At 51.0% G+C, this 20,467-nt stretch carries 18 protein-coding genes; 2 read left to right on the plus strand and 16 right to left on the minus strand.

All coding sequences use genetic code 11. The annotated features are described in order from the left end of the window. From JJO78_RS09335 to JJO78_RS20590, 3 genes are read right to left on the minus strand one after another with little or no spacing between them, the layout of a single operon-like run. Positions 1-1,320, minus strand: coding sequence for a glycosyltransferase (locus JJO78_RS09335; protein ID WP_273623474.1), 1,320 nt, complete (start codon positions 1,318-1,320; stop codon positions 1-3). Next, positions 1,313-2,617, minus strand: a complete 1,305-nt coding sequence (locus tag JJO78_RS09340; RefSeq protein WP_273623475.1) for an O-antigen ligase family protein — start codon at positions 2,615-2,617, stop codon at positions 1,313-1,315. Before JJO78_RS09340 ends, JJO78_RS09335 begins: the two co-directional genes overlap by 8 nt. Beyond that, positions 2,610-3,149 (minus strand): arsenate reductase/protein-tyrosine-phosphatase family protein, encoded by a 540-nt coding sequence (locus JJO78_RS20590; RefSeq protein WP_443094027.1) that lies wholly within the window; start codon positions 3,147-3,149, stop codon positions 2,610-2,612. Before JJO78_RS20590 ends, JJO78_RS09340 begins: the two co-directional genes overlap by 8 nt. 200 nt (positions 3,150-3,349) lie before the next feature. Between JJO78_RS20590 and JJO78_RS09345 the strand changes: the two genes are divergently transcribed. Both JJO78_RS09345 and JJO78_RS09350 read left to right on the plus strand, forming a co-directional pair. After that, positions 3,350-4,525, plus strand: coding sequence for a carboxylate--amine ligase (locus tag JJO78_RS09345; protein WP_273623476.1), 1,176 nt, complete (start codon positions 3,350-3,352; stop codon positions 4,523-4,525). Between the two features lie 2 nt (positions 4,526-4,527). Continuing rightward, positions 4,528-5,703 carry an ATP-binding protein gene (locus JJO78_RS09350; protein ID WP_273623477.1) on the plus strand — a complete coding sequence of 392 codons (1,176 nt, stop codon included), beginning with the start codon at positions 4,528-4,530 and terminating at the stop codon, positions 5,701-5,703. On the opposite strand, the gene JJO78_RS09355 is transcribed toward JJO78_RS09350, so the two are convergent. The 13 genes from JJO78_RS09355 to prpD all read right to left on the minus strand — a co-directional run bounded on the left by JJO78_RS09355 (position 5,664) and on the right by prpD (position 20,438). Next, positions 5,664-6,704, minus strand: a complete 1,041-nt coding sequence (locus tag JJO78_RS09355) for a polysaccharide deacetylase family protein (protein WP_273623478.1) — start codon at positions 6,702-6,704, stop codon at positions 5,664-5,666. The two genes, JJO78_RS09350 and JJO78_RS09355, sit on opposite strands and share 40 nt — an antisense overlap. A 52-nt stretch (positions 6,705-6,756) precedes the next feature. Continuing rightward, positions 6,757-7,863, minus strand: a complete 1,107-nt coding sequence (locus tag JJO78_RS09360) for a glycosyltransferase family 4 protein (protein ID WP_273623479.1) — start codon at positions 7,861-7,863, stop codon at positions 6,757-6,759. Between the two features lie 18 nt (positions 7,864-7,881). Beyond that, positions 7,882-8,607 (minus strand): GNAT family N-acetyltransferase, encoded by a 726-nt coding sequence (locus JJO78_RS09365; RefSeq protein ID WP_273623480.1) that lies wholly within the window; start codon positions 8,605-8,607, stop codon positions 7,882-7,884. 251 nt (positions 8,608-8,858) lie between these two features. Then, entirely contained in the window at positions 8,859-10,166 is a 1,308-nt protein-coding gene (locus tag JJO78_RS09370) for a FemAB family XrtA/PEP-CTERM system-associated protein (protein WP_273623481.1), read from the minus strand. Between the two features lie 39 nt (positions 10,167-10,205). Next, entirely contained in the window at positions 10,206-11,066 is an 861-nt protein-coding gene (locus tag JJO78_RS09375) for an XrtA system polysaccharide deacetylase (protein WP_273623482.1), read from the minus strand. Between the two features lie 45 nt (positions 11,067-11,111). Then, entirely contained in the window at positions 11,112-12,401 is a 1,290-nt protein-coding gene (locus JJO78_RS09380; protein WP_273623484.1) for an outer membrane beta-barrel protein, read from the minus strand. After that, positions 12,394-13,320 carry a polysaccharide biosynthesis protein gene (locus JJO78_RS09385; RefSeq protein WP_273623486.1) on the minus strand — a complete coding sequence of 309 codons (927 nt, stop codon included), beginning with the start codon at positions 13,318-13,320 and terminating at the stop codon, positions 12,394-12,396. The genes JJO78_RS09380 and JJO78_RS09385 overlap by 8 nt, the downstream gene beginning before the upstream one ends. Continuing rightward, positions 13,320-14,846, minus strand: coding sequence for an XrtA system polysaccharide chain length determinant (locus JJO78_RS09390; protein WP_273623487.1), 1,527 nt, complete (start codon positions 14,844-14,846; stop codon positions 13,320-13,322). The genes JJO78_RS09385 and JJO78_RS09390 overlap by 1 nt, the downstream gene beginning before the upstream one ends. 59 nt (positions 14,847-14,905) lie before the next feature. Beyond that, a complete protein-coding gene (locus JJO78_RS09395; protein WP_091641250.1) occupies positions 14,906-15,550 on the minus strand; it encodes an XrtA/PEP-CTERM system exopolysaccharide export protein in 645 nt (214 codons plus the stop codon). A gap of 60 nt (positions 15,551-15,610) precedes the next feature. Beyond that, positions 15,611-17,023 carry a TIGR03013 family XrtA/PEP-CTERM system glycosyltransferase gene (locus JJO78_RS09400; protein WP_126812424.1) on the minus strand — a complete coding sequence of 471 codons (1,413 nt, stop codon included), beginning with the start codon at positions 17,021-17,023 and terminating at the stop codon, positions 15,611-15,613. Between the two features lie 193 nt (positions 17,024-17,216). Continuing rightward, positions 17,217-17,900: a PEP-CTERM sorting domain-containing protein gene (locus tag JJO78_RS09405; RefSeq protein ID WP_091641255.1), complete on the minus strand. Its 684-nt coding sequence runs from the start codon at positions 17,898-17,900 to the stop codon at positions 17,217-17,219. A 149-nt stretch (positions 17,901-18,049) separates the two neighbouring features. Next, on the minus strand, positions 18,050-18,778 hold the full coding sequence (locus tag JJO78_RS09410; protein WP_273623491.1) for a PEP-CTERM sorting domain-containing protein: 729 nt from the start codon (positions 18,776-18,778) through the stop codon (positions 18,050-18,052). 175 nt (positions 18,779-18,953) lie between these two features. After that, complete coding sequence (prpD, locus tag JJO78_RS09415) at positions 18,954-20,438, minus strand: 2-methylcitrate dehydratase (protein WP_273623492.1); 1,485 nt, start codon at positions 20,436-20,438, stop codon at positions 18,954-18,956. Between the last annotated feature and the right edge of the window lie 29 nt (positions 20,439-20,467).

Consider the following 20,467-nt stretch of genomic DNA (forward strand, 5'->3'; position numbering starts at 1 on the left):
TTAGCCGACCTCATTCATCTTGAACTTTTCATGGATTTGCCTGCAATTCTCTGAAAAATCGGCATCTGTGTTTGACTCTAGTAGCTTATCTAAAAAATCATAGTCACGAAGATCTTCCCGCCTATACTGCACTTCAGGGCTGTTAACTTTGACCTCAAGTTTATAGTTCAAGTCAACTCCATAGTACCCTTCGAGCAATTCAGATAAACCGTTTGTAGTCACTTCCGGCGATATACTCCTCATAGCCCATCGTCTAGGGGAAAAGTTCGTATAATGATCAACCATAAAGCAGATAGCTTTATCAACTAACCTATCTGGAACCAATAGTCCAGTTTGTGAGTTGATGTAGGACTTATTGACGCCGACATTCTCACTAATACAAATAACTGGAACATTGAGGAACATTGACTCGAATAACACCCTATTACTGCCTTCTTTTAGGGACAGTAAAATACTACATTTAGATTTCAAAACGAGATCTATAAGGTTGTCTTGATCCATACCCTCAAAAAGAGTCAGATTATCCACAACCCCTTGGTAGGCAATATGGTTCCTCAGTTCATCATAACTACCACTACCCCATCCAGCACATACAATGGCTACCCTTATATCACTTTTCGTTCTCTTAGCTTCTTTAACAGCATCAATTGCTCTATACACTCTTTTTATTGGATTTAAGTTTGCCACATAAATAGCGTCAAATTCTTTTTCCTCAACAGGGCGATCTTTATCAAAGTAAAAAAACCGATCATCAATCCAATTGCTGGCGCCAGTGTCGATACATGGAACTTCAGGGAAAATCGTGTTGATCAAAATCCTATCTTTAATCTCAGAAGCCTGGATTACGCAATGTTCAGCAGTTTGCGCAAAAGCAAGAATGTCAGGATCAGCATAGCCAGCCCAACTTGGCTCTAGAACAAATGCAAAGCTTTGGTTAAGTCTATCCCAATTACCATGCTTGATAAAAAATGAAAATGTATGAGAAAAAGTTAGCAGCATTACACCCTTTCGAAACACTCCCGATCTATCCGTATAAGGTGCACTTAAGATGATCGTCCGACCAACAGCATCCTTTTTAGAGGTCGATTTAGATAAGAACTCGGTGAAATCAAACTCACGAAACTCTCTATATAGCAACTCCTGAGAAGGACCATAGTAACTGTATCGGATTGACATCAACAAATACTTAATAGCTTTATTCTTTAAATTAAAACTAACAAGCAAACGCGACGCTAAAAACAACGCCACTGAAAAAATTTTTGAAATATTAAGGAACCATACATCTCGAAGCCTAGACTTCAAATAATTTACGTTAATCATTTCGCCGTCCTTGTCTAAATCTATCTATATTTTTTGCACCAACTATATTAATCAAGCATACGAAAAACGAGAAGTGAATCCATAGAAAAGGATAGTACACTACTGAAACAAATTGACCTGCGACCACAAACCCAACTAGCGAAACATTAAGGTACTTAAGAAGCGGTATGTAGAAACAATCGCCGCCAGAGCTAATCAAGTGTTTCCTTAACCGAGCCGTTTTTAAATAAACAAAAACAATCGACAATACATATATAATAAGAGCAAAAACCCCAAGCTCGGCCCCAACCTGTACGAAAATATTATGAGGAAGCTCAGCGCGCTCATATAAGAGATCCTCTCTGAAAAAACTTTCATAATATTTTACAAAATTAAAGTAACCAACCCCAGTCACGGGGTGGCTCTTCATCATCTCAAAACCATTTTCCCAATAAAATAGCCTTTGTATAGAAGTTCTATCATCACCAGCGACTTGGAATCGTTCTTTTTGCTCCTGTGGGAGAATGTTCCATAGAGAAAACAGAATGATGGAAAAAGCGACCAACACTTTAACTTTAAAAATTGATCGGAAGTTTAACAATATCAGCTGAACAAATAGTGCAAGTTGTGCACCTCGCGAACTTGCGCCCAGTATTACCATAATTCCCGTGATGGGCATCAATAACAAAATATAGTATTTAATCCGGGTTACGTAGGACTTCAAAGCAATTGCGATTGCGAAAGCGACAGGCCAATATACAAGCATCTGAATAGCCAATTCACCAGAGTTTTGGAAAAACCCCGGGGGACCACTTAGTCCCCATCCAGTGAACGCAAACCCTCTCATCGCCCAAGTAATAGATAGCGACAATGACAATTTAAATGAAGCCAACAAAAATATACAAATGAATATAAAGAATCTATTCTTGCTATTTACGATATTTACCACTAACAAATAAATTATCAGCCATGTGTAAAAATTTTCCAAGTATCTATAAGATATCGATGAATCGTATGCAAAAGCACTAGATATCAATATCAAGATAAAGAATAGAAATAACAATGAGTTCAAGGGAGTCGAGTTCCACTTTACCGTTTTATCGATAAAGCATCCTGCCAGCGATCCGAGCACAGCTAGCTGTGTCCAAGGTAGGAAGTCCAGCTCTGGAATAATGGACTGAGGCCTGACATACTCCAAAAATAGATAGAAACAGATCATCCAGAAAGCAAAAGATTCCGACTTGAAATAGCGCCACATAGGTGCCAACTCCAGCCGAAACAGGTCTTGAGCAAAAATCTCTTTTTGCTTCCTAACCACCACACATCTCCCTTACTGCTTCAATTACTCTCTTTTCACAGCGTACGAAGAACTCATTACAACAGTTATATGGATCGTGAATGTAAGGGTATGGACTTTTACAGTAGGAGCCCGCGAGAACCAGTTTGTAACCGTTTCCTACAATACTTCGAAAAGCAGTTGCATGCGCCGGCTCCATGACAACAATCAAATCCGTGCTTCGAAACTCAAAATTTCTGGCATTGATCGTCCTATGATCTTCGAGTTCAAGCCCATATTGTTTAGCGAACTCAATTGCTCTCATGTCGGCAGGGTAATCGTCCCCGCAGTGTAAACCACAAGAGGCCGCTTCCCTGCCAAGCTTCGTTGCGTAAACTTCTGCAAGAGGGCTTCGGCATATGTTGCCGCTGCATATGAATACAATCCGTTGATTGGGGGCAGGAATGACCTTCCAATGTCGGCTATAGAATCCGAACCACGCGAGAACCCCGTGGTAAAAAAAATGTGCAAGTCCTTTTTTTGAGCCAAACCGCTCATAGACCAACCGGTTCAACGTGCAATCTCCCTGTTCTGGTCCAGAAAAACCCAGTGTTTCCTAGCTCTGGGTATCATGCCACAAGTTACGTTACCATCGGGAAACATTGATGCTTTTTGATGGCATAGATCGCTCCGCGCGATAGAATTTGTGAGCTACATACCGGATAATCGGGCTCCGACTTTTACTGTTGGTACAAACAAAGGACGTTTATACCCATGGAACCCAGAATACTCGTACTTGACGGAAATCAGCGTGCCTCCCTGGCCGCTGTGCGTTCTCTGGGGTCGAGGGGGCTCTGGGTCGCCGTGGGTGAAGCGGCACCGGAGTCGCTCGCTGGTTGTTCCCGTTACTGCCACCAGCGGGTGACCTATTCAAATCCCTTCCTGTCGCCTCGCCTTTTTTTCGACGATATTTTGCATCAAGTCGAATCGCTCGGCATTTCATTTTTGTTGCCAATCACAGAGGCCACAACGTACGTCCTGCTGCGGTACCGTGATGAGCTGCCAGATCATATTGTACTCCCCTTCTCCACCACGGAGGCAGTGGAACAACTGGCAAATAAGAATGATCTGTTTCAGTTGGCCCAGGAGAAAAATATCCCCGTTCCGGATACCGTCTTTTGCAATGATGCCGAGGAAGGCTTGAGGGCACTCAACGACTTGGAGCGCTTTCCGGTCGTTTTAAAACCTTACAAGTCCAAAGTGTTGACTGAAGGGGGCATCGAGTCCACTCAGGTTATTGTTGCCAATACCAGGCAGGAGGCGCGAACGGCTATCACCTCCAATGGATTTTTTCGCTTTCCCTTCTCGATTCAATCCTTTATCAACGGTACTGGCCAGGGCGTTTTTGCGTTGTTTGATCATGGTGATCCGGTGTGCTATTTCGCCCATCGCCGGCTTAGGGAGAAACCTCCCGGTGGCGGCGTAAGCGTACTATGCGAGTCCGCTCCCATTAATGAGCAACTTCGTGTATCCGCAGAAACGTTACTTCGTTCCGCAAAATGGCATGGCGTAGCCATGGTGGAGTTCCGGGTGGCTGAGGACGGTACCGGGTACCTTATGGAAGTTAACCCCAGATTCTGGGGGTCTTTACAGCTAGCAATCGACTCCGGTATTGACTTCCCATGGTTGCTATACCTTGTGAGTACCGGTCAAGCCGTACCCCAGCCGGTATGGGAGTATCGACGTGTACGCTGGTTGCTGGGTGATCTGGATAGGCTTTACCTCGTTTTAAAGGCACCTTTGAGCCGTTACTCACTTAGCTGGAAATTGCGGGAAATCTTCAATTTTGTTATGCCGAACCTGCGAACCCGCCATGAAGTCAATCGGTGGAAAGATCTTCGTCCGTTCTGGTTCGAGCTGAAACATTACCTACGCGCACTAAAGAACTGACAATGCCTGACAAGAAACCCTACGTTATTATCCTTGCTAACGGACTTAACGGCCTCGGTGCTGTGCGCTCAGCCGCTCACGCGGGCCTGAAGACCTATACGCTCCTCACTAATCACTCGGACCTGTGTACCTACAGCCGGTTTGGCCAGTATCGCTTCCTGTTGCCGCCCAATCCCACCGCTGACGATCTTCGGCCTGTTCTCGACCAGCTACATGACAATGAAGGCGGGCCAGGGGTTTTGCTTGCATGCTCGGATTTGGCAGCGGAGTTACTCGGGCAACTGAAATGTGAAGGTTATGCCAAACAGCATCTTGTTGTTCCTAGCACTGAAACCACGAACGTACTTAACGACAAGAAGCTGGAATGCCTGTATATGGAAAAGGGCGGCATTACCCTTCCGAAAACCTATTACCAGCTGTCGGATGACGAACCGGATGCCTTCCCAATCATCATCAAGCCACGAACTTTCAGGGAATACGGTGTGCTGGGCGCGAAAAACGTTATTCTGAACTCCCCCGCTGAACTGAACGATTTCCGGCAACGCTTCAAGGGCTACCTTGACCGATTCATCGGACAGAAAGTGGTCCAAGGGGGTGACGATAATCTATGGGTCTGCAATGTAACGTTTGACCACCAGCAGCAGCTCAGTGCCTGTTTTGTGTTCAAACGCATGGGAACCATGCCCTCACACTATGGCGTGACGTCCATGGCGATCAGCCAGGAGAATCAGAAGCTCCGGGAAGAGTGCGAAAAGATTGGTAGGGCCCTGAACTACACTGGCCCGGCGATGATCGAGTTCAAGAAGGACCAAAATTCAGACACTTACTACTATATTGAAACCAACCCCCGCCTCGGCATGTGTAACTGGTTTGATACCCGTTGCGGAGTCAACAATATCCTGGCGTGCACCCACGCGGCCTACGGTCAGAAGAGTGCATTGGCCCCCCAGAAGAACAATTGGGTTTACTGGAACTTTTTTGGTGACCTGATCGCACGACTTGAAAACAGAGAGAACCTGTTGTCGATACTCTTTCGCTACCTGAGGGTACTCCGCCGGCGGCGTATCGGCGCATTGCTCTACTGGAAAGACCCTCAGCCCGCCCTTCGATATGCCCGGTCTTCCATCCGGGATATGGCTCAACGGGTAGGCAGGAAGCTGCGTGAGAAAGTTGGCTGATTAGGCAGTTTTTCTTTCATGGCCTCAAACCGGTTTACGATTTGAATAAAATCGGCGACAGCCCCAGGCACTGAAAATCGTGGGAGTTCAAAGTGACTACAACCCTGGCTGACATAATCCGGAACAGTGTTGAACGCCATCTTGAATCCCGCCCGTTTCAGTTCTTCTATATCAGCCGAATCGTAATCTGAACGGCGTCCAGTCGGGTAGGCAAAGACTTCCGGCGTATATTGCAGCTCCTGCTCAACCCTTTTGCGGGCTTCGTTGATTTCCCGGTGCTTTTCCTCCGGCGACAGCGCCGAGAGAATGCGGTGCGAACAGGTGTGCGGATACACTCCATGCCCTCTTTCACGCAACGATCTTGCATTGTTCCAGGACATTGGCCGGTATTCCGGAGGAATATTGCCAGGAAACTCAACCTTGAGTTTATGGTAGAGCTCTTCATCCAGCCAGCGGTAGATATGCGCCTGTTTGCCTTTCTTCAGCGCGTTCCGGATCTCGCGGGCCGTTTGCCTGATATTCTTCACCGAGAGATCTATGGAGTACTCGCCACCTGATGGGAGCTGGAGGCTAACCTGTCGCAGGTCTGTCCGATTCAGTGCATAAGCGATCTGGTCGTCCCACGGCCACAGGTGCTTATCCAGCAAACCAGTGATCACGAAGAAGTTGAGGGGAAAGCCGAACTCATCAAAAACCCTCGCCGCCACGTCGTGGTGGTCGAAGAAGCCATCATCAATGGTAAACATGACCGTTTTTGACGGAATTGGCTCGCCTTTCTCGAGAACTTTCCATAGTTGCTCCATGGACAGCACTTTGTACCCCCGCCTGGAAAGGTAACGAAGGTAGCTGCGAAGCTTGTCCGCGGTCATATCACCAGGTATATCGTCGTTGCCATCGGTAACACGGTGCAGCATAAAAACCGGGATACGCCCGGGGCACAACAGGCGATACAGCCCGGTCTCGCCAACAAAGTTTACGAAGTTCAAGACAACTGATTTCAAGCCTGCGCCTCCTGCGTTAAATCCACACGACTCCGGTCCTTCGGCCGGCGCCTTAGCGCCGAATAAACCTTTCATACAACCCGCGGTACGCCTCCAACATACTTCCAAGGCTGAATCGCTCGAGCGCGTTTTGTCGGGCTTTTTCGATAACCCTGCTACGCAACGTCGGGTCTTTCAGGCGCTCGACCGCACCAACGATGGCGTCCGGGTCTTTGATGGGTATCAGGAGCCCGGTTTCGCCATCGGAGAGTATTTCCTCCGGACCGCCACTTCGTGTCGCGATAATGGGCACTCCAGCCATCATAGCTTCAACGGTGGATATTGAGAATCCCTCGGAGACCGAGGGCAACAGAAAAATATCTGCCTGCCGTAAAATGCCTGCTACATCCGACCTGAAGCCGAGCCAGTGGATTCTGGGAGGCTCTTCAGCCCGGGCGATTTGAGCCTCGAGCTGTTTAAACAGGGACTCTCTCTGGTGCCCCACAACGACAAAGTGAACACTGGGGTCCAGTTTGGCCATTTTGATGGCCGCATCCACCAGATGTTCGTAACCTTTGGCGGGCCGAATATTACCGATAGAGGCCACAACAGTGGCTTCCGGCGGCAACCCCAGCTCCCCTCTCAGGCCCGATGCAGGCGCTTCGCAAAACATATCCGGGTCAACACCGTTGTAAATCAGGTTGATCTTCCGCGCCGGTAAGGAACTGCGGGCCGCCAGTTCTTCCTGCAACCGCTTGGAGACACAGACAATTGCAGACGCCCCACACCCGATGATGGAAAACTTGGCTTTCAGAAATCTCTCTCCAGCGGCCACATCGACGGCTCCATGAAAAGTCGCGATCATGGGCTTGCGGCAGATAAGTGCCAGTAAGGCGCCATATACGTTTGAACCCAGCAGGTGAGCGTGAATCAGGTCCACGCTCTCTTGGATCACCAGTTGCCTCAGTACTTTGATATATCCGAGGTTAAAACTGCCCTTGGAGTCTATGAACTTAGGGGTGATACCAAGGCTGCGGACCTGGTCTGCTACCCAACCTTCACCCCGCAGCACCACCACATTACGGAACTCTGTGTGCTGTAGTTCTTTGAGAAGATTAATGAAAACGGTTTCGGCGCCGCCAGGGCCCGTTGTATCAATAAGATGCAGAATGGTCTTCATACAGTCCCTGCCATGGCCTTACAATCCTCTCATCCAATAGAGGGCCCGGAACAACGCGCTTTTCACAAGCATTACGGATACAAACTGATAGGTATCTGTTGCCAGTCGCGCTTTATAGTCCTCTTTCTTGCCTTTTCCCGCTAGCAGATCAAACCGGTGAGTATCTGATTGCTTGAACGCGTCCTCGATGGCATATCCGAGATGGAGAGTGCCAAGAGATAGCTTTTTATGGAAGTTCTCCTCAAATCCTGCCTGTATGTTGTATACCACTCCCCTGTACCAGACATTATATAGAACGGACACCACTGTATTGTCACACAACAATGCCGATAAAAAAGGGCGACCGCCCTCATCTTCTATCCGGGAGAGGAAAGCCCGGTGGAAAGCCAGACTTTTATCAGTCACACAATCTTTTTTCCACCTGGCTTGATGAAAGCGGTTTAACGCCTGGAAAAAGCCTTCCGGACTGGTTGGCCACAGGTTTTCTTGCCGCACCTCCCCTAGCGACTCAAATGTGGTCCGCCGGTTATAGAGTCTCAGACGACTGTTGGCACCCAGGGCTCCGAGGTAATCTTCGAAGTCGCCGGAAGTCTTGACGGCGTATCCGTCATCAGCCGCAATGATACGAAAAGCCCAACGTTGGGTGGCAGCAAGAGTGACCAGAGCAGATAGCTCTTCGGAGCCAGTGCGCAAGTCACTGAAAACCGCTTCGCTCCAGTGGCTGTTTTCCAGTTGGTGCTCCAAACCACGGATCAGTGGTTGGCCACCCATGTCTGTAAAAAAGCGGTTATGTTCCGTTCTTGGGGTTCTCAGCTCACGGGAGCTAGTGCCTACGAACTGGAGCGATCGTATAGGCAGCACCCCTTTCAGCCTGTACCGGGACTCATACAGCCCGGACACTTCTCCGTCCCAGGGCCGGACAAGGCGGAAGCTTTTCTGGTGCCCCCAGGTGTCCCACCAGGCGCTTTGCCACGCCTTTGTCTGGAACAGGCTCATTACGGCAGGGCCTTGACGATATGAGGGCCAAGCAGCATGGTCACCCAAACCGGAAGTCGCTGCCATACGGCGATCAACAGCCTGAACTTCGGGTTGTTCGGGTTGAGTGCGGGTAGCGCCTCTCCCTCCGGCAGCAAGTAGTCCCAATGCAATGTCAGAGGCTGGGCACCCCACTGTTGCTTGAAACGATAGGTGCCGGCATCGTGACTGCAACGGCCGAAGTCAAAAACCTCGAAACCCTGCTGTACCGCGAATTCCAGGGCTTTCCAGTACATGATCATATTGATGCTGGTGTGGTTGTACTTGCGCAGTGTAGACGCCCAGGGAATCTCCATGCGGCCCTTGTAACCGGTCAAAAAAGCGCAGCCAACCGCTTGCCCTTCAATACGGGCAACTACCAGCCACGCCTGCCCGCCTAGAGTGTCCAGCAAGTTTCGGAAAAACTCTTTACCGTAGACGGGCGTTCCGAGGTCACGCATGTTGATGGCAAAAACCCGATAGAACTCGTCCAGCAAGTCAGCGCCACCGATAGCGAACCCGTTCATTTCCCGCTCGCCCCGGCGGATTTGCGCACGCAGTTTGGGCTGGAAGCTGTCCCACAGGTCTTTGGCCTTACTCGGCAGTGGTAACCAGAAGGTGACTTTGTCCGTGCGTTGCGGTAAGGCAAGTTTATTATCCTGGCAAAACCGCATTTCCAGGTGACCTGCTCCCAACTGCTGTCGCCACTTTTCGCCCTCGCCGATGAGTTTTTGGGCAATGTCGGGATGGTCCGCCAAAACCCCGCCATAATTAAAATAGGGCATTGAAACCAGGAAATTACCAAAAAGCCGGCTATTGAGTTGTACCAGGGGAAGCACACCGACAATGCCCCCTACGTCATCGTAGGCACAGAGATATCGGGTGTTGTGGCCGTAGGTTTTACTGATGAACGATGAAATACCAGGCCTATGCCAAACTGACGCTGCAGGATGACGGGCTACATAGGCTTCTGCGTGATGGATGTCGGAATCTGCACAGGGCTCTACGGCGATGGCTTGTGCCATCGTGGTATTTCCAACAGCAGGAGGAATAGTGATCGGCTTTGGGGTCCACTTGTCCTGTGCCTGAGCCCCATTGAGTTGCTGCTTAACCTGCTTCTGGAGCCGTTTTATCTCGCTGGATACCTGTTGGAGCTCGGCAATCAGTTCATCCGCATTGGTTCCGCTTTTGCGGGCTTCGCCCACCAGGCGACTGAGACGGCCTTTGTCACTCTTCAACTCGTCCAGCCGCGCCTTTGAAGCCTCCAGACCGGGGATAGGTGTTTCCATTCCCATTACGCTATCCTTAAAGAATTCCCTAAACAACGATCAGACAGCGACAGCCCTGGTGGGTATGTCCATATCGGACAGCACGTCCGATACCGAGCCGAAACGGAAATCGCCGAGCAGCCGTTCAAGCCGATGCATGCACTTATCCAGGTTGTTGTAGTGTCGGAAGCGGGAAAATGCCTTGACGTTCAGCCTTGGTTGCCCGGTATCGATTTCCCAGGGGTGCAGGTAGAAAATAAACGGTTGCCCTGCCCGGTTAATCTTGCCCAAGCCCCAATGGCTGAGCCAGTAAGGGAACAATCGGAAGTAGCCACCCCCTGCGATGGGCAACCGGTATCTACCAATCGGGCAGGTCGACAGCGGAAACTCCGTGAGGGTTTTGCCATTGGGCGCCTGCAATAGATAGGGCTCGTGAGGCGTGCCTGGCATGCCATAGCGATCATGGTGAACCGGGAATATCGATGAATCCCAGGTGAACCCCTCATCGCAAAGGATATCCAGAGCCCAACGGGACTGTGCCGTAATCGAATAGCTCGCAGCCCTGTAGCCGGTTATAGGCTCACCGGTAATGTCTTCGAGTATGCGCTTGGACTTGCGGGTTTCTTCCTTGAAAACTTCCGGTGTCTGGGTGTAGACCAACTGGTGGCTGTATCCATGGCTGGCGATCTCGTGCCCCGCTTGCTGGATCTTTTTCACCAGCCCGGGGGAGCGCTCGGCAACCCAGCCCAAGGTAAAGAAGGTCGCCTTCACATCACGCTCGGAAAACAGTTCCAGCAACCGTTCTGTGTTCGCTTCAACCCGGTATTCCATGGTTGGCCAGTCGTCACGATGGACGGCCTCGGCAAGTGCCGCTACCTGAAAATAATCTTCGACATCGATTGTCAGGGCGTTCTGTTTCACGTCCTTAGTACTCCGGCTTTGATAGCGGTATTCAGATAAAAACCATCATAAGAAACGATAGTCCAGCCCAACCAGCACCCAGTTTTCTTCATATTCGCTGGGGTTGAAATCACTGGACCTGGACGTGTGACCAATCCTGCCCGTGATGCCGAGGTCACGTGTTATCTCGTAGGTCAGCCCCACATCCAGACTCGCGGTCTCTTCATCAACATTGTCTTCCTCGAATGTTTCATACTGGTATCGAACATTGGACTGAAACGTTAACAGCGGAATGACAGGCCGGCGATAGCCTATTACCAGCCCCAAGCGGTCTTCGGTTTCATTCGTTCGAATATAGTCAGCACGATTGGCAAATGCGTTGACGTTAAGCTGTGCCCCATCACTGAACTGCCTTCTGATTCCAGTATCAACAGCCGTGACTTCGATTTCACTGATCTCGCGCAGATCAAACACAAACTCCCCGAAGCGAATATCGAAATCCGAGGTTTGGTCCGTAAGTTCGCGGCTGGCGTCGAGATAGAAGGTGGTGACTGGATTGATATCCCGCTCCAGCGAGACATTCCCAACAACACCGTCACTCGATTGGGTAGTACCACCAAAACGGCTCTCGATCTCACTGACACCAAGGCTTCCCGACAAACGGGTTGTTGCCCAGGTTTGAGAGAAATCCAAGGTAATTACATCTGTATCTATCTCGGCGCCGGTATCGAACTCAGCCCGATTGGCGGTAACAGTGATACCACCAGATAACGACTGATTGAACAGATGATTCCAGGCCAGCGAACCAATATACCGATCACTGTCAGTTTCATCCGTTTCACTAAACTCGGTTTGTTCATACTGCGCGGAGAAACGAAGCTGGTCGACTTTGCCAAGTGGCAAAACGTAAGTCGGTCCCGTGCGAAATATATTCTTGCTCGTTGTGTTATCTGGAGTTTCCGTGCCACGAGAGTCCTGTTCGACGTCCCTTAGGTTATCGGCCACCTCCCAGCTGAATCCCTGAAAAAGCTCACAGTTGCCCAAAAAATCGAGTGTTGTGTAGGTCTCCGGATCATAGGTCTTGTCATGCCAGATGCCGTAGCCGATGTCTGCGAACGTATCGGTTTGGCATTGGCCCGGGTCGCTTTGATGGGACAGTCTGAGGTTGACTCGGGTTTCCGTATCACTGATTTCGTTGTCGGCGTCCCGGGTGGTGTTGTCGCTAAAACGGTTTGTCAGCCCCCCGGACAGGCTCACAGGCTCCGCTGTGGCCAACTGGCTAACCACCAAACAACCAACCAACATTGCAGGAGCAGATAATGGCGAGCGCTTCCATGGCCCGATTGAGTTAGCCATTAATCACCGCTCCGACAAACTTCTCTGCATTGAAGGCCCCGGCCGCCTGCTCTATACCATCGGCGGTCATCCCAGCGTGCGGAATAACGAGCATTGCGTAGTCACAGAGTTCGGTCAGGATGCGCGCGTCTGGTGACTCGGTAATGGGAGCAGTATCCAATACGATAAAGCGATCGGGGTAACGACGGCGTACCGCCTGAAGGAACTGTTTCATACGGAATGAAGTGAAAAATTCACTGGGAGTTTCACGACGGCTTCCGGCAGGGATCAAGCGCAGCCGGGGAATCCCGGTGGGATACAGAATACGGCCAATGTCATAGTCGGGGTCGTCGAGAAAGTCCGTCAACCCCGAGTCTGGAACGATATCCAACGTTGAATGAAGAGCGGGTTCCCTCAAGTTGCAGTCGATAATTAGCGCTGTTTTTGCTTCGTCAAAGGCGAACGCTGCAGCCAGGTTGAGAGCGACAAACGACGAGCCAGACCCTGCCCTTGCGCCGCTGACCACAAGCGTAAAGTTATTGCCTCCGGATTTTTCCAGCAGCTTCGTTCGCAGGTTCCGGAAATGGTTGACCAGTTTCCTATTAGGGGACTCCGGATAGACAATTCGTCGCTCTTCCAAATCATCCGGCGTCAGACGACGTGGTTCCTGCATCCGAACGATCTGTTTACTGATGACGTACTTGTCGACGCTGCCAGATCCGAGTTCCAACGAGCTGGGTACGAGCATTCTCGAGTCGTCCCATTCGGAGAAACGATCTTCCCCACGAGTGACAATTTCAGGGTTATTACCCGCAGAAGCAGATCCACTGCTATTCTCCGTCTCCCTGTTCATTTTTTCTGATTTCCATTTTTCGAAATCAGAAAGAACGCTTCCCTCGGCAGGGGTATCTTTTCCCTGGTCTGCTCTGGAATCAGCCATCAAATCACTCCAAACACAGAAGCCAGCGCTACTGCGACGTAGGCGGCGGCAACCAGTACCGCCATTACAACCACGGCCACGGTGACCTTTCGATCCCGCCGCTTTTCAAAAGGCGTCCGAATTTCCGGCAAATGCTCCAACACCCGGATGTCGAGAACGTCTTGCAGTTGGTCACGAGACCGAATTCGGGGGTCGACCTGAAGCAGCCCGGCAACGGCACCGAAAGGCGCCACAGCACCTAGTAAAAGACCTGCCATGGCGAACATTGAGAACTTTGGCCCTGTAGGGCTCGTGGGATACTGCGCTGTCTCGGTAATCTTGTAACTAAGGCCCTGCCCTTCTATGTCCAGGTGCATCGAGACACGGGCTTTTTCTCGGCGTTGTAAGAGATCGTTATAGATTTCTTTGTTTACTTCCATGTCGCGGGTCAGTTCAGAATACTGCGCTTTGTTTTCCTGGATGCGCTCCATACGGCGCTTCTGTTCGCCCACCAGGCGCTTAATAGAACTGATTCTTGTCTCAACCGTTTCTATATCTGTATTCGTGGTGACCAGTTTGGACCGGATCTCCTGATACACAGGATTGGGGATACTTTCATCGCCGCCTGCGCCGCTCGACACCTCTTGATCGTCGAGAGCTCTTGCTCTTTGCCTGCGCAGCTCTTCAAGCTGCTCACGCAAAATAACAATATCCGGATAAGTATCGTGGTAGCGCAGCCTTAGTGAATCCAACTGCTCCTCCATGGAATTGATACGCTCCTGATAGGCATCAACGGTGCGGCCTTGCCGAAGTGTCCTGCTGACGCCGTTGAGTTCACGCTCGAGCGACTGGGCTCGGGTTTCAAGCTCTTCTTTTTCCAGTTGGGCCAGTTCCAGGCGACTTTGCAGATTCGACAGACGGGCGTTCGCGTCCGATTCCGTGCCATCCACGTTCTCGGATAGGAACTGTTTAAGGCGTTCTTCCACCTGGCCAATCTGTTGCTCGTAACTTTTAACCTGCTTGTCAATAAAATCGTAGGCGGAACGGCTTTCTTCTCGCTTGCGCCTGGCGTTTTCTTCAATAAATGCCTGGCCGAGCTTTTGTGCCACACGGAAGGTCTTCAGAGCGGAGGAGGACGAGTAGCCAATACTGAAATAATTATCGCCCCGCTGCGCTATGGACATGCTGTATTTCAATCCGTTGATTCGCTCTTCTAGCTGTTCGGGGGGCAAGTTGGCGGCGTTGTCACCGAAAATTTCCGTGTCTGTGGCGATACCTTCCAGCACACTCCTGGTTCCCAGCAGCTCTCTGGCCGCAGACACTTTTTCGCTTACTTCGGTGGCAACAGCCCTGCCTTCCATGAGCGGCTGGATGATATTTCTGTCGTCGACAAAAATAACAACTTCCGACTGATATTTATAAGGCCAGACGAAACCGGCAGCCAATACCGAGAAACTGACGACTGCAAACAACAACAGTGCCAGCCATTTACGAGACCGTACTTCCCGTACGATCTCTTTCGGTAACTGGTTTAAAGGAAGTGCCATAGCAATAGTCCGTTATTCAAAAAGCCCATCCGGGATCAACCATCTTACCCGGTGCCGGGTTATAAGCTTCTCTCAGGTATGGTCAGGATATCTCCCGGCCGTAGTTTGTAGTTTGTCGATATATCGCCGCGAGAGAGGATTTCGTCCAGCTTGACTGGAATAGCAACCACCTCGCCCTCAACGGCCCGGTAGAGTACGGAGTTATTCGGGGACGCAAATGGTGTAACGCCGCCTGAGGTGAGAACCATATCAAGCACCGTCATGCCGGCGCGGTGAGGAACCGATGTCGGCTGCTGTACCGCACCCGTTACACGTACTCGGTCTGAGTATTCATGGCTCCCCATGCTGGTGACAACGATACTGACCTGAGGTTCCCGGATATAGGCCGAGAGCTTGGTCTCTATGTCGTTTGCCAGGGCATCAGGTGTTCGGCCGGAGGCCTGCACGTCGCCCACAAGCGGTACTGAGATTTTTCCATCGGGCCGAATAGGCACGGAAATGCTCAGGTCCTCATTGCGCCACACAGAGACACGCACCACGTCAGTGGCACCGAGGATATATTCATCAACGCTATTGACCGTGTCGACGGCCAAGGCACGTTGAATCTGTTCCGGTGATGAGGTTTTCGGGCCAGCGCAACCCGAAACAAGAATGACTGCGGTCAGGGATAAAACCAATCCCAGGAGCGAATACTTGGATGACATTGTTCGTCCTCTCTACAATTCCTTGCCTGTTTCCATGTCTCGGAAATGTGGGTCCCGAAACTACCGTGATCCTTTCTTAAACAATACCACTTCTACTGTCTGAATTATAATCAACAAATCCAGTAATAAACTCTGATTTTTGATGTAATAAAGGTCGTAACGAAGTTTTTCCCGTGTATCTTCTTCATTATCAGCATAAGCAAAACAAAGCTGGGCCCAACCCGTCAAACCCGGCTTTACCCGGTGGCGCTCGCTGTAGAATGGAATCTTCTCCGACAATTGCTCAACAAAGACAGGCCTTTCAGGGCGAGGGCCCACAAATGCCATAGTGCCGTTGATAACGTTAAAGATCTGGGGCAATTCATCCACGCGGATTTTACGAATAATATCACCCACTTTCGTGACCCGTGCGTCATTCTGACTGGCCCATACTGCACCGTTTTTCTCTGCATCGGTGATCATTGAACGGAATTTGTGAACCTTAAAGACACTGCCGTTAAGGCCTACTCTCTCCTGGCTGTAAAACACGGGCGCCTTTATCCCGTCTTCAATCTTGATGGCAATTGCCGTGAGAATCATCAGTGGCAGGCCTGCCAGTAACAACACACCCGCCGCCAGGATGTCCAGCAAACGCTTGCCAAACCCATATACCGACGACACTTTGAAGCCGTCCGAGAATACCAGCCAGCCGTGGGTTACCATCTCCAGTGCGACTTTCCGTGACTCTCTCTCGTAGAAACTAGCCCCATCCACGATACGGACACCCAGCATTTTGCATTCCAAAAGATCTTCCATCGGCAACCCCTTACGGCGATCGTCGACAGCAACCACGATCTCCTTTGCTGGGTGCTTGAGGATGTATTGATGCAACGTGGTCGGGATCTGGAGAAGGTTTTCATCACTGACCTGAATCGGCTCATCGGGAATCGGCACAAACCCTGTCAGGATAAAACCCTTACGATTAAACGGCGTTGTAAGGTCTTCCAGAAGCTGCCGGGCCCTGAAACCCGCTCCGAGTACGAGAACTTTTCGCTTGAACGCGTCCTTACCTGCCATTGCGAAGAAGACCCAACGGCATATTCCCAGCAGGAAGAATCCAAAGACCGAGGCCGATGTGAGGAGATCCGTGAAGCCGAGATACCAGAGCCAGTCGTTGCCGATGATAAATAGAACACTCACCGCCGGAACGCCGATAATGAGCGAAAAAATGGTCCTCAGCATCATCCCGGACATGCCTTCTTCCAGGCGGGACTGATGAACACCCAGGGCAATCATGACTACCAGGTTGACGAGACTGAAAACAACAGCGGAAGGCAGCAGGAATACATAGCTGTCGAGAAAGAAGGACACTTCGCCGAAGTGGCGAAAAAATGCGGCAAGCGAGAAACTTACGGCCAGGACAACAAAATCAATTAAGCCCAGAATAACGAAAGGGACATGAATGTAGTGCCTGAACAATCTGACGTGGGCCACGCCAACTCCTTTTGCTGTTCACTGGAAATGCGTCTGCGCATCCCATGCTGCAGATCTAACGATGAACAGAGTTTACTGTATTTTAATGATACTGCAATCAGGGACAGTAGAAGGACAGCACCCAACGCGACGCCAGAAACGCAAAACACCCTGCCCCAGAGATCAAGGCAGGGTGTTTCATGGCTTACATAGCTCAGGCTGACTTGCGACGGCGAGTCATACCGAGGCCCAGAAGGCCAAGACCAAACAGAGCGAGCGTTCCTGGCTCAGGCACTGCTTGCACGTCTGAAATTCCAACGATCAGATCGTTGTAATCAAAGTCACCATCAATCAGGTCTTCGAAGGCCACAATCAGTGAGCTGCCAAAGAAGCTGCTGTTCTGGCTGCCAGTCACGTCAAAGATCCGCGTCATGTCAACGCCGCCGTTCAGGCTGGCATCTGAATAGAACGTGGTGTTGCCGCGCTGCAGATAGAAGCCGAACGTAGAGCCAATGTTGGCTGTTCCGAAGTGAGTGGAAGCCGTTCCAGCGTCCAGGTCAAATTCTACCTGGCGACCGCCAGAGCCTTCCGACCCTGAAAACACCTGAAGTGTTTCGTTGGTGTCGTTCAGGTTATAGATACCGAAGTTGTTGATGTTCGCAAAACCTGCAAATTCAAACAGCAGGAAGGCACCGGCTGAATCCTGGTTACCATCAACATCGTTCAGTTTCGCAAAAGAGGCTCCGTTGTCGTAGAACGCGCCTTCACCGAGGGAATCGGTAAACACGTCCGCGCCACCGTCTGTTTTCAGGTCGAAAACGTCCATTGGAGCGGCCTGAGCTACCGAGAACGTTCCCACCAGCATCGCCGCTGCAATCAGCTTTGAAGTCATTTTCATTTTACTGCTCCTTGTCTACATCTTATGATTCTCATCAACCGCCCAAACCAATGCAGTTGTCGTGCCAATTATTTATTCATTATTAAACAATAACTTACATTGGCAATATTTGGGTTGCGTAAAATATACTGACACACCGCCATTGATCCTCAGCGATTGCGCTTTGACTTCCGCGAAAGCGAAAGTCCAATCCCTAGCAGTCCCAGCGCGAACAAAGCCAGCGTACCCGGCTCTGTGACATTGGCGACTGTTATGTTGTCGATGCCGTACCCATCATTGGGGTTGTTGGAAAAAATACTGACATCCCCCAAACCCGCTGCGTCATAGAGGCTGACATAAAAAACTCTGCCGTTGCCCAGAGCGGACCCAAATATGTCGTTGAAGCTGAAATCGAACCCGCCAATCGAGAGGCGTCCGCCAGCATCGTTGGGGTCTGTCATATAGAAACCCATGGCGTTAAAACCAGTCGCTGGAGAAATAACCATCTGGCGTGCATCCATACTGTCCAACCAGTTATCCCCAGATACGGAATAGCGCCCGCTAAAGGGACTGGCGCCGGCGTTCAATACGGCAAGACCGCCATTGCAATTATAGGGACCGCTATCGCACAAACCGCCTGAACCTGGCACCGCACTGGTAAAGGATCCAAAACCCACTGAGGACGTGATGGTGCCGGCCTGGCTTCCAACGGTGTAAAAAGAATTATCATCGAACGTTTCGGTGAGATAACCGGAATGCGCAGCGTCCAGGAAGTCCTGTTCCGCGGAGGCGGCCGCTGTAGCGCCCTGGCTACTAATACTGAGAATGGGCGCAGCGCTGGCCCAGTTGCAGGCGCCAAGGAGAACCCCAATGGCGCCGACTGTTTGTAGTGTGTTCATATCAGTACTCCATATAAGCTGACAGAATCGTCTTCGATAGGGAGTAACTACTGCATAAGACGTGCCACGGCTTCAACTGGTTCATTTTCAGTCAGTTAGAAGCCCGCACATTTTCTCAATGTAAAGTTTTTCGACAACCCCTCGCTATGCCCGGAGAGCAGGCGCTCCAATCAGTTCAGATAACAAACAGATCAACAAATTCGTGTGCGGGGGTCGACTCCAATAGCGCTTGATCTTTACACAGGTTAAAGATCTTCTCGCAGCGCTGACCAGGAAACCGGGTCGCCAGGTTATGGCGGAACTTATCCTCAAGCAGGGGAATCCCCTCCTTTCGGCGACGGCGATGGCCAATGGGATACTCAACTGCCACCTTATCCGTGCTGGTGCCGTCGGCGAAGAACACCTGAATCGCATTGGCAATTGAGCGCTTATCTGCTTCCAGATACTCACGCGTGTATCGCTCATCCTCAACCACGTCCATCTTGTCTCGGAGTTGGTCGATCATCGGATTGGCCTCATGGAAGCTGTCTTCATAATGCTCCGCTGTCAGCCTCCCAAAAATCAGCGGTACAGCAGCCATGTATTGAAGGCAGTGATCCCGGTCGGCCGCGTTTGCCAATGTGCCCTGTTTCGAGATGATACGGATGGCAGATTCGTGGGTGGTGATAACGATTCGTTCGATGTCATCCAGGCGGTCTTTTACCTCGGGATGAAGTATGACCGCTGCTTCCGCCGCTGTTTGAGCATGGAACTCGGCCGGGAAGGAAATCTTGAACAGAATGTTTTCCATCACGTAGGCGCCAAAAGCCTGGGGTAAAGTAAACTGACGCTTGTCCTCAGGTTTCAGTTTCTGATCTTTATTGGTTTTGCTGAACAGAACGTCGTAGAAGCCCCATTGGGGCGCCGTGAGCACCCCCGGGATACCCATTTCTCCCCGCATTGCAATATCGGCCAGCCGCACGGCCCGGGACGTTGCATCTCCCGCCGCCCAGGATTTTCGGGAGCCAGCGTTCGGCGCATGACGGTAGGTTCGCAGCGCCTGACCGTCCACCCAGGCATGGGACAAGGCCGACAGCATTTGATCGCGACTGGCACCCATCAGTTTTGCGACAACAGCGGTTGAGGCCACCTTGACGAGCACAACGTGATCCAGCCCCACCCGGTTAAACGAGTTTTCGAGTGCAAGCACCCCCTGGATTTCATGGGCCATGATCATAGCCTCCAGGACATCCCGCATGGTCAGGGGCGCCTTGCCCTCCGCCACCCGCTTCTGGGACAGATGATCCGCCACGGCCAGTATGCCCCCCAGGTTATCCGAGGGGTGGCCCCACTCCGCCGCCAGCCAGGTATCGTTGTAGTCCAGCCAGCGCACGATACAGCCAATATCCCAGGCCGCCTTTACCGGATCGAGTCTGTAAGGAGTGCCCGGAACACGGGCGCCATGGGGTACAACGGTGCCGTCAACCAGCGGCCCAAGGTGCTTGGTGCATTCAGGAAAACGCAGGGCGAGAAGGCCGCAACCGAGGGTATCTATCAGGCAGTTTCTCGCGGTATTCCAAGCCTCTTTGCTTTTTATCCGATAGCCGAGAGCGTAGTCGGCGATTGCCTGCAGGACGTCGTCATAGTCGGGGCGAATGTTCTGATCAGCGTTGGAGCTCATTGCGAATCCCTTATTGGTTTTGGATCTCA

Origin of the sequence: Marinobacter sp. DS40M6 (assembly GCF_028581595.1) — a bacterium.
Lineage (GTDB): Bacteria > Pseudomonadota > Gammaproteobacteria > Pseudomonadales > Oleiphilaceae > Marinobacter > Marinobacter salarius.

What these genes read in the sequence shown, in the direction of transcription:
- JJO78_RS09360 (WP_273623479.1), bottom strand. Translation starts at nt 7,863, where the DNA reads ATGAAGACCATTCTGCATCTTATTGATACAACGGGCCCTGGCGGCGCC.
- JJO78_RS09395 (WP_091641250.1), bottom strand. Translation starts at nt 15,550, where the DNA reads ATGTCATCCAAGTATTCGCTCCTGGGATTGGTTTTATCCCTGACCGCA.
- JJO78_RS09380 (WP_273623484.1), bottom strand. Translation starts at nt 12,401, where the DNA reads ATGGCTAACTCAATCGGGCCATGGAAGCGCTCGCCATTATCTGCTCCT.
- JJO78_RS09390 (WP_273623487.1), bottom strand. Translation starts at nt 14,846, where the DNA reads ATGGCACTTCCTTTAAACCAGTTACCGAAAGAGATCGTACGGGAAGTA.
- JJO78_RS09385 (WP_273623486.1), bottom strand. Translation starts at nt 13,320, where the DNA reads ATGGCTGATTCCAGAGCAGACCAGGGAAAAGATACCCCTGCCGAGGGA.
- prpD (WP_273623492.1), bottom strand. Translation starts at nt 20,438, where the DNA reads ATGAGCTCCAACGCTGATCAGAACATTCGCCCCGACTATGACGACGTC.
- JJO78_RS09410 (WP_273623491.1), bottom strand. Translation starts at nt 18,778, where the DNA reads ATGAACACACTACAAACAGTCGGCGCCATTGGGGTTCTCCTTGGCGCC.
- JJO78_RS09405 (WP_091641255.1), bottom strand. Translation starts at nt 17,900, where the DNA reads ATGAAAATGACTTCAAAGCTGATTGCAGCGGCGATGCTGGTGGGAACG.
- JJO78_RS09370 (WP_273623481.1), bottom strand. Translation starts at nt 10,166, where the DNA reads ATGGAAACACCTATCCCCGGTCTGGAGGCTTCAAAGGCGCGGCTGGAC.
- JJO78_RS09350 (WP_273623477.1), top strand. Translation starts at nt 4,528, where the DNA reads ATGCCTGACAAGAAACCCTACGTTATTATCCTTGCTAACGGACTTAAC.
- JJO78_RS09345 (WP_273623476.1), top strand. Translation starts at nt 3,350, where the DNA reads ATGGAACCCAGAATACTCGTACTTGACGGAAATCAGCGTGCCTCCCTG.
- JJO78_RS09335 (WP_273623474.1), bottom strand. Translation starts at nt 1,320, where the DNA reads ATGATTAACGTAAATTATTTGAAGTCTAGGCTTCGAGATGTATGGTTC.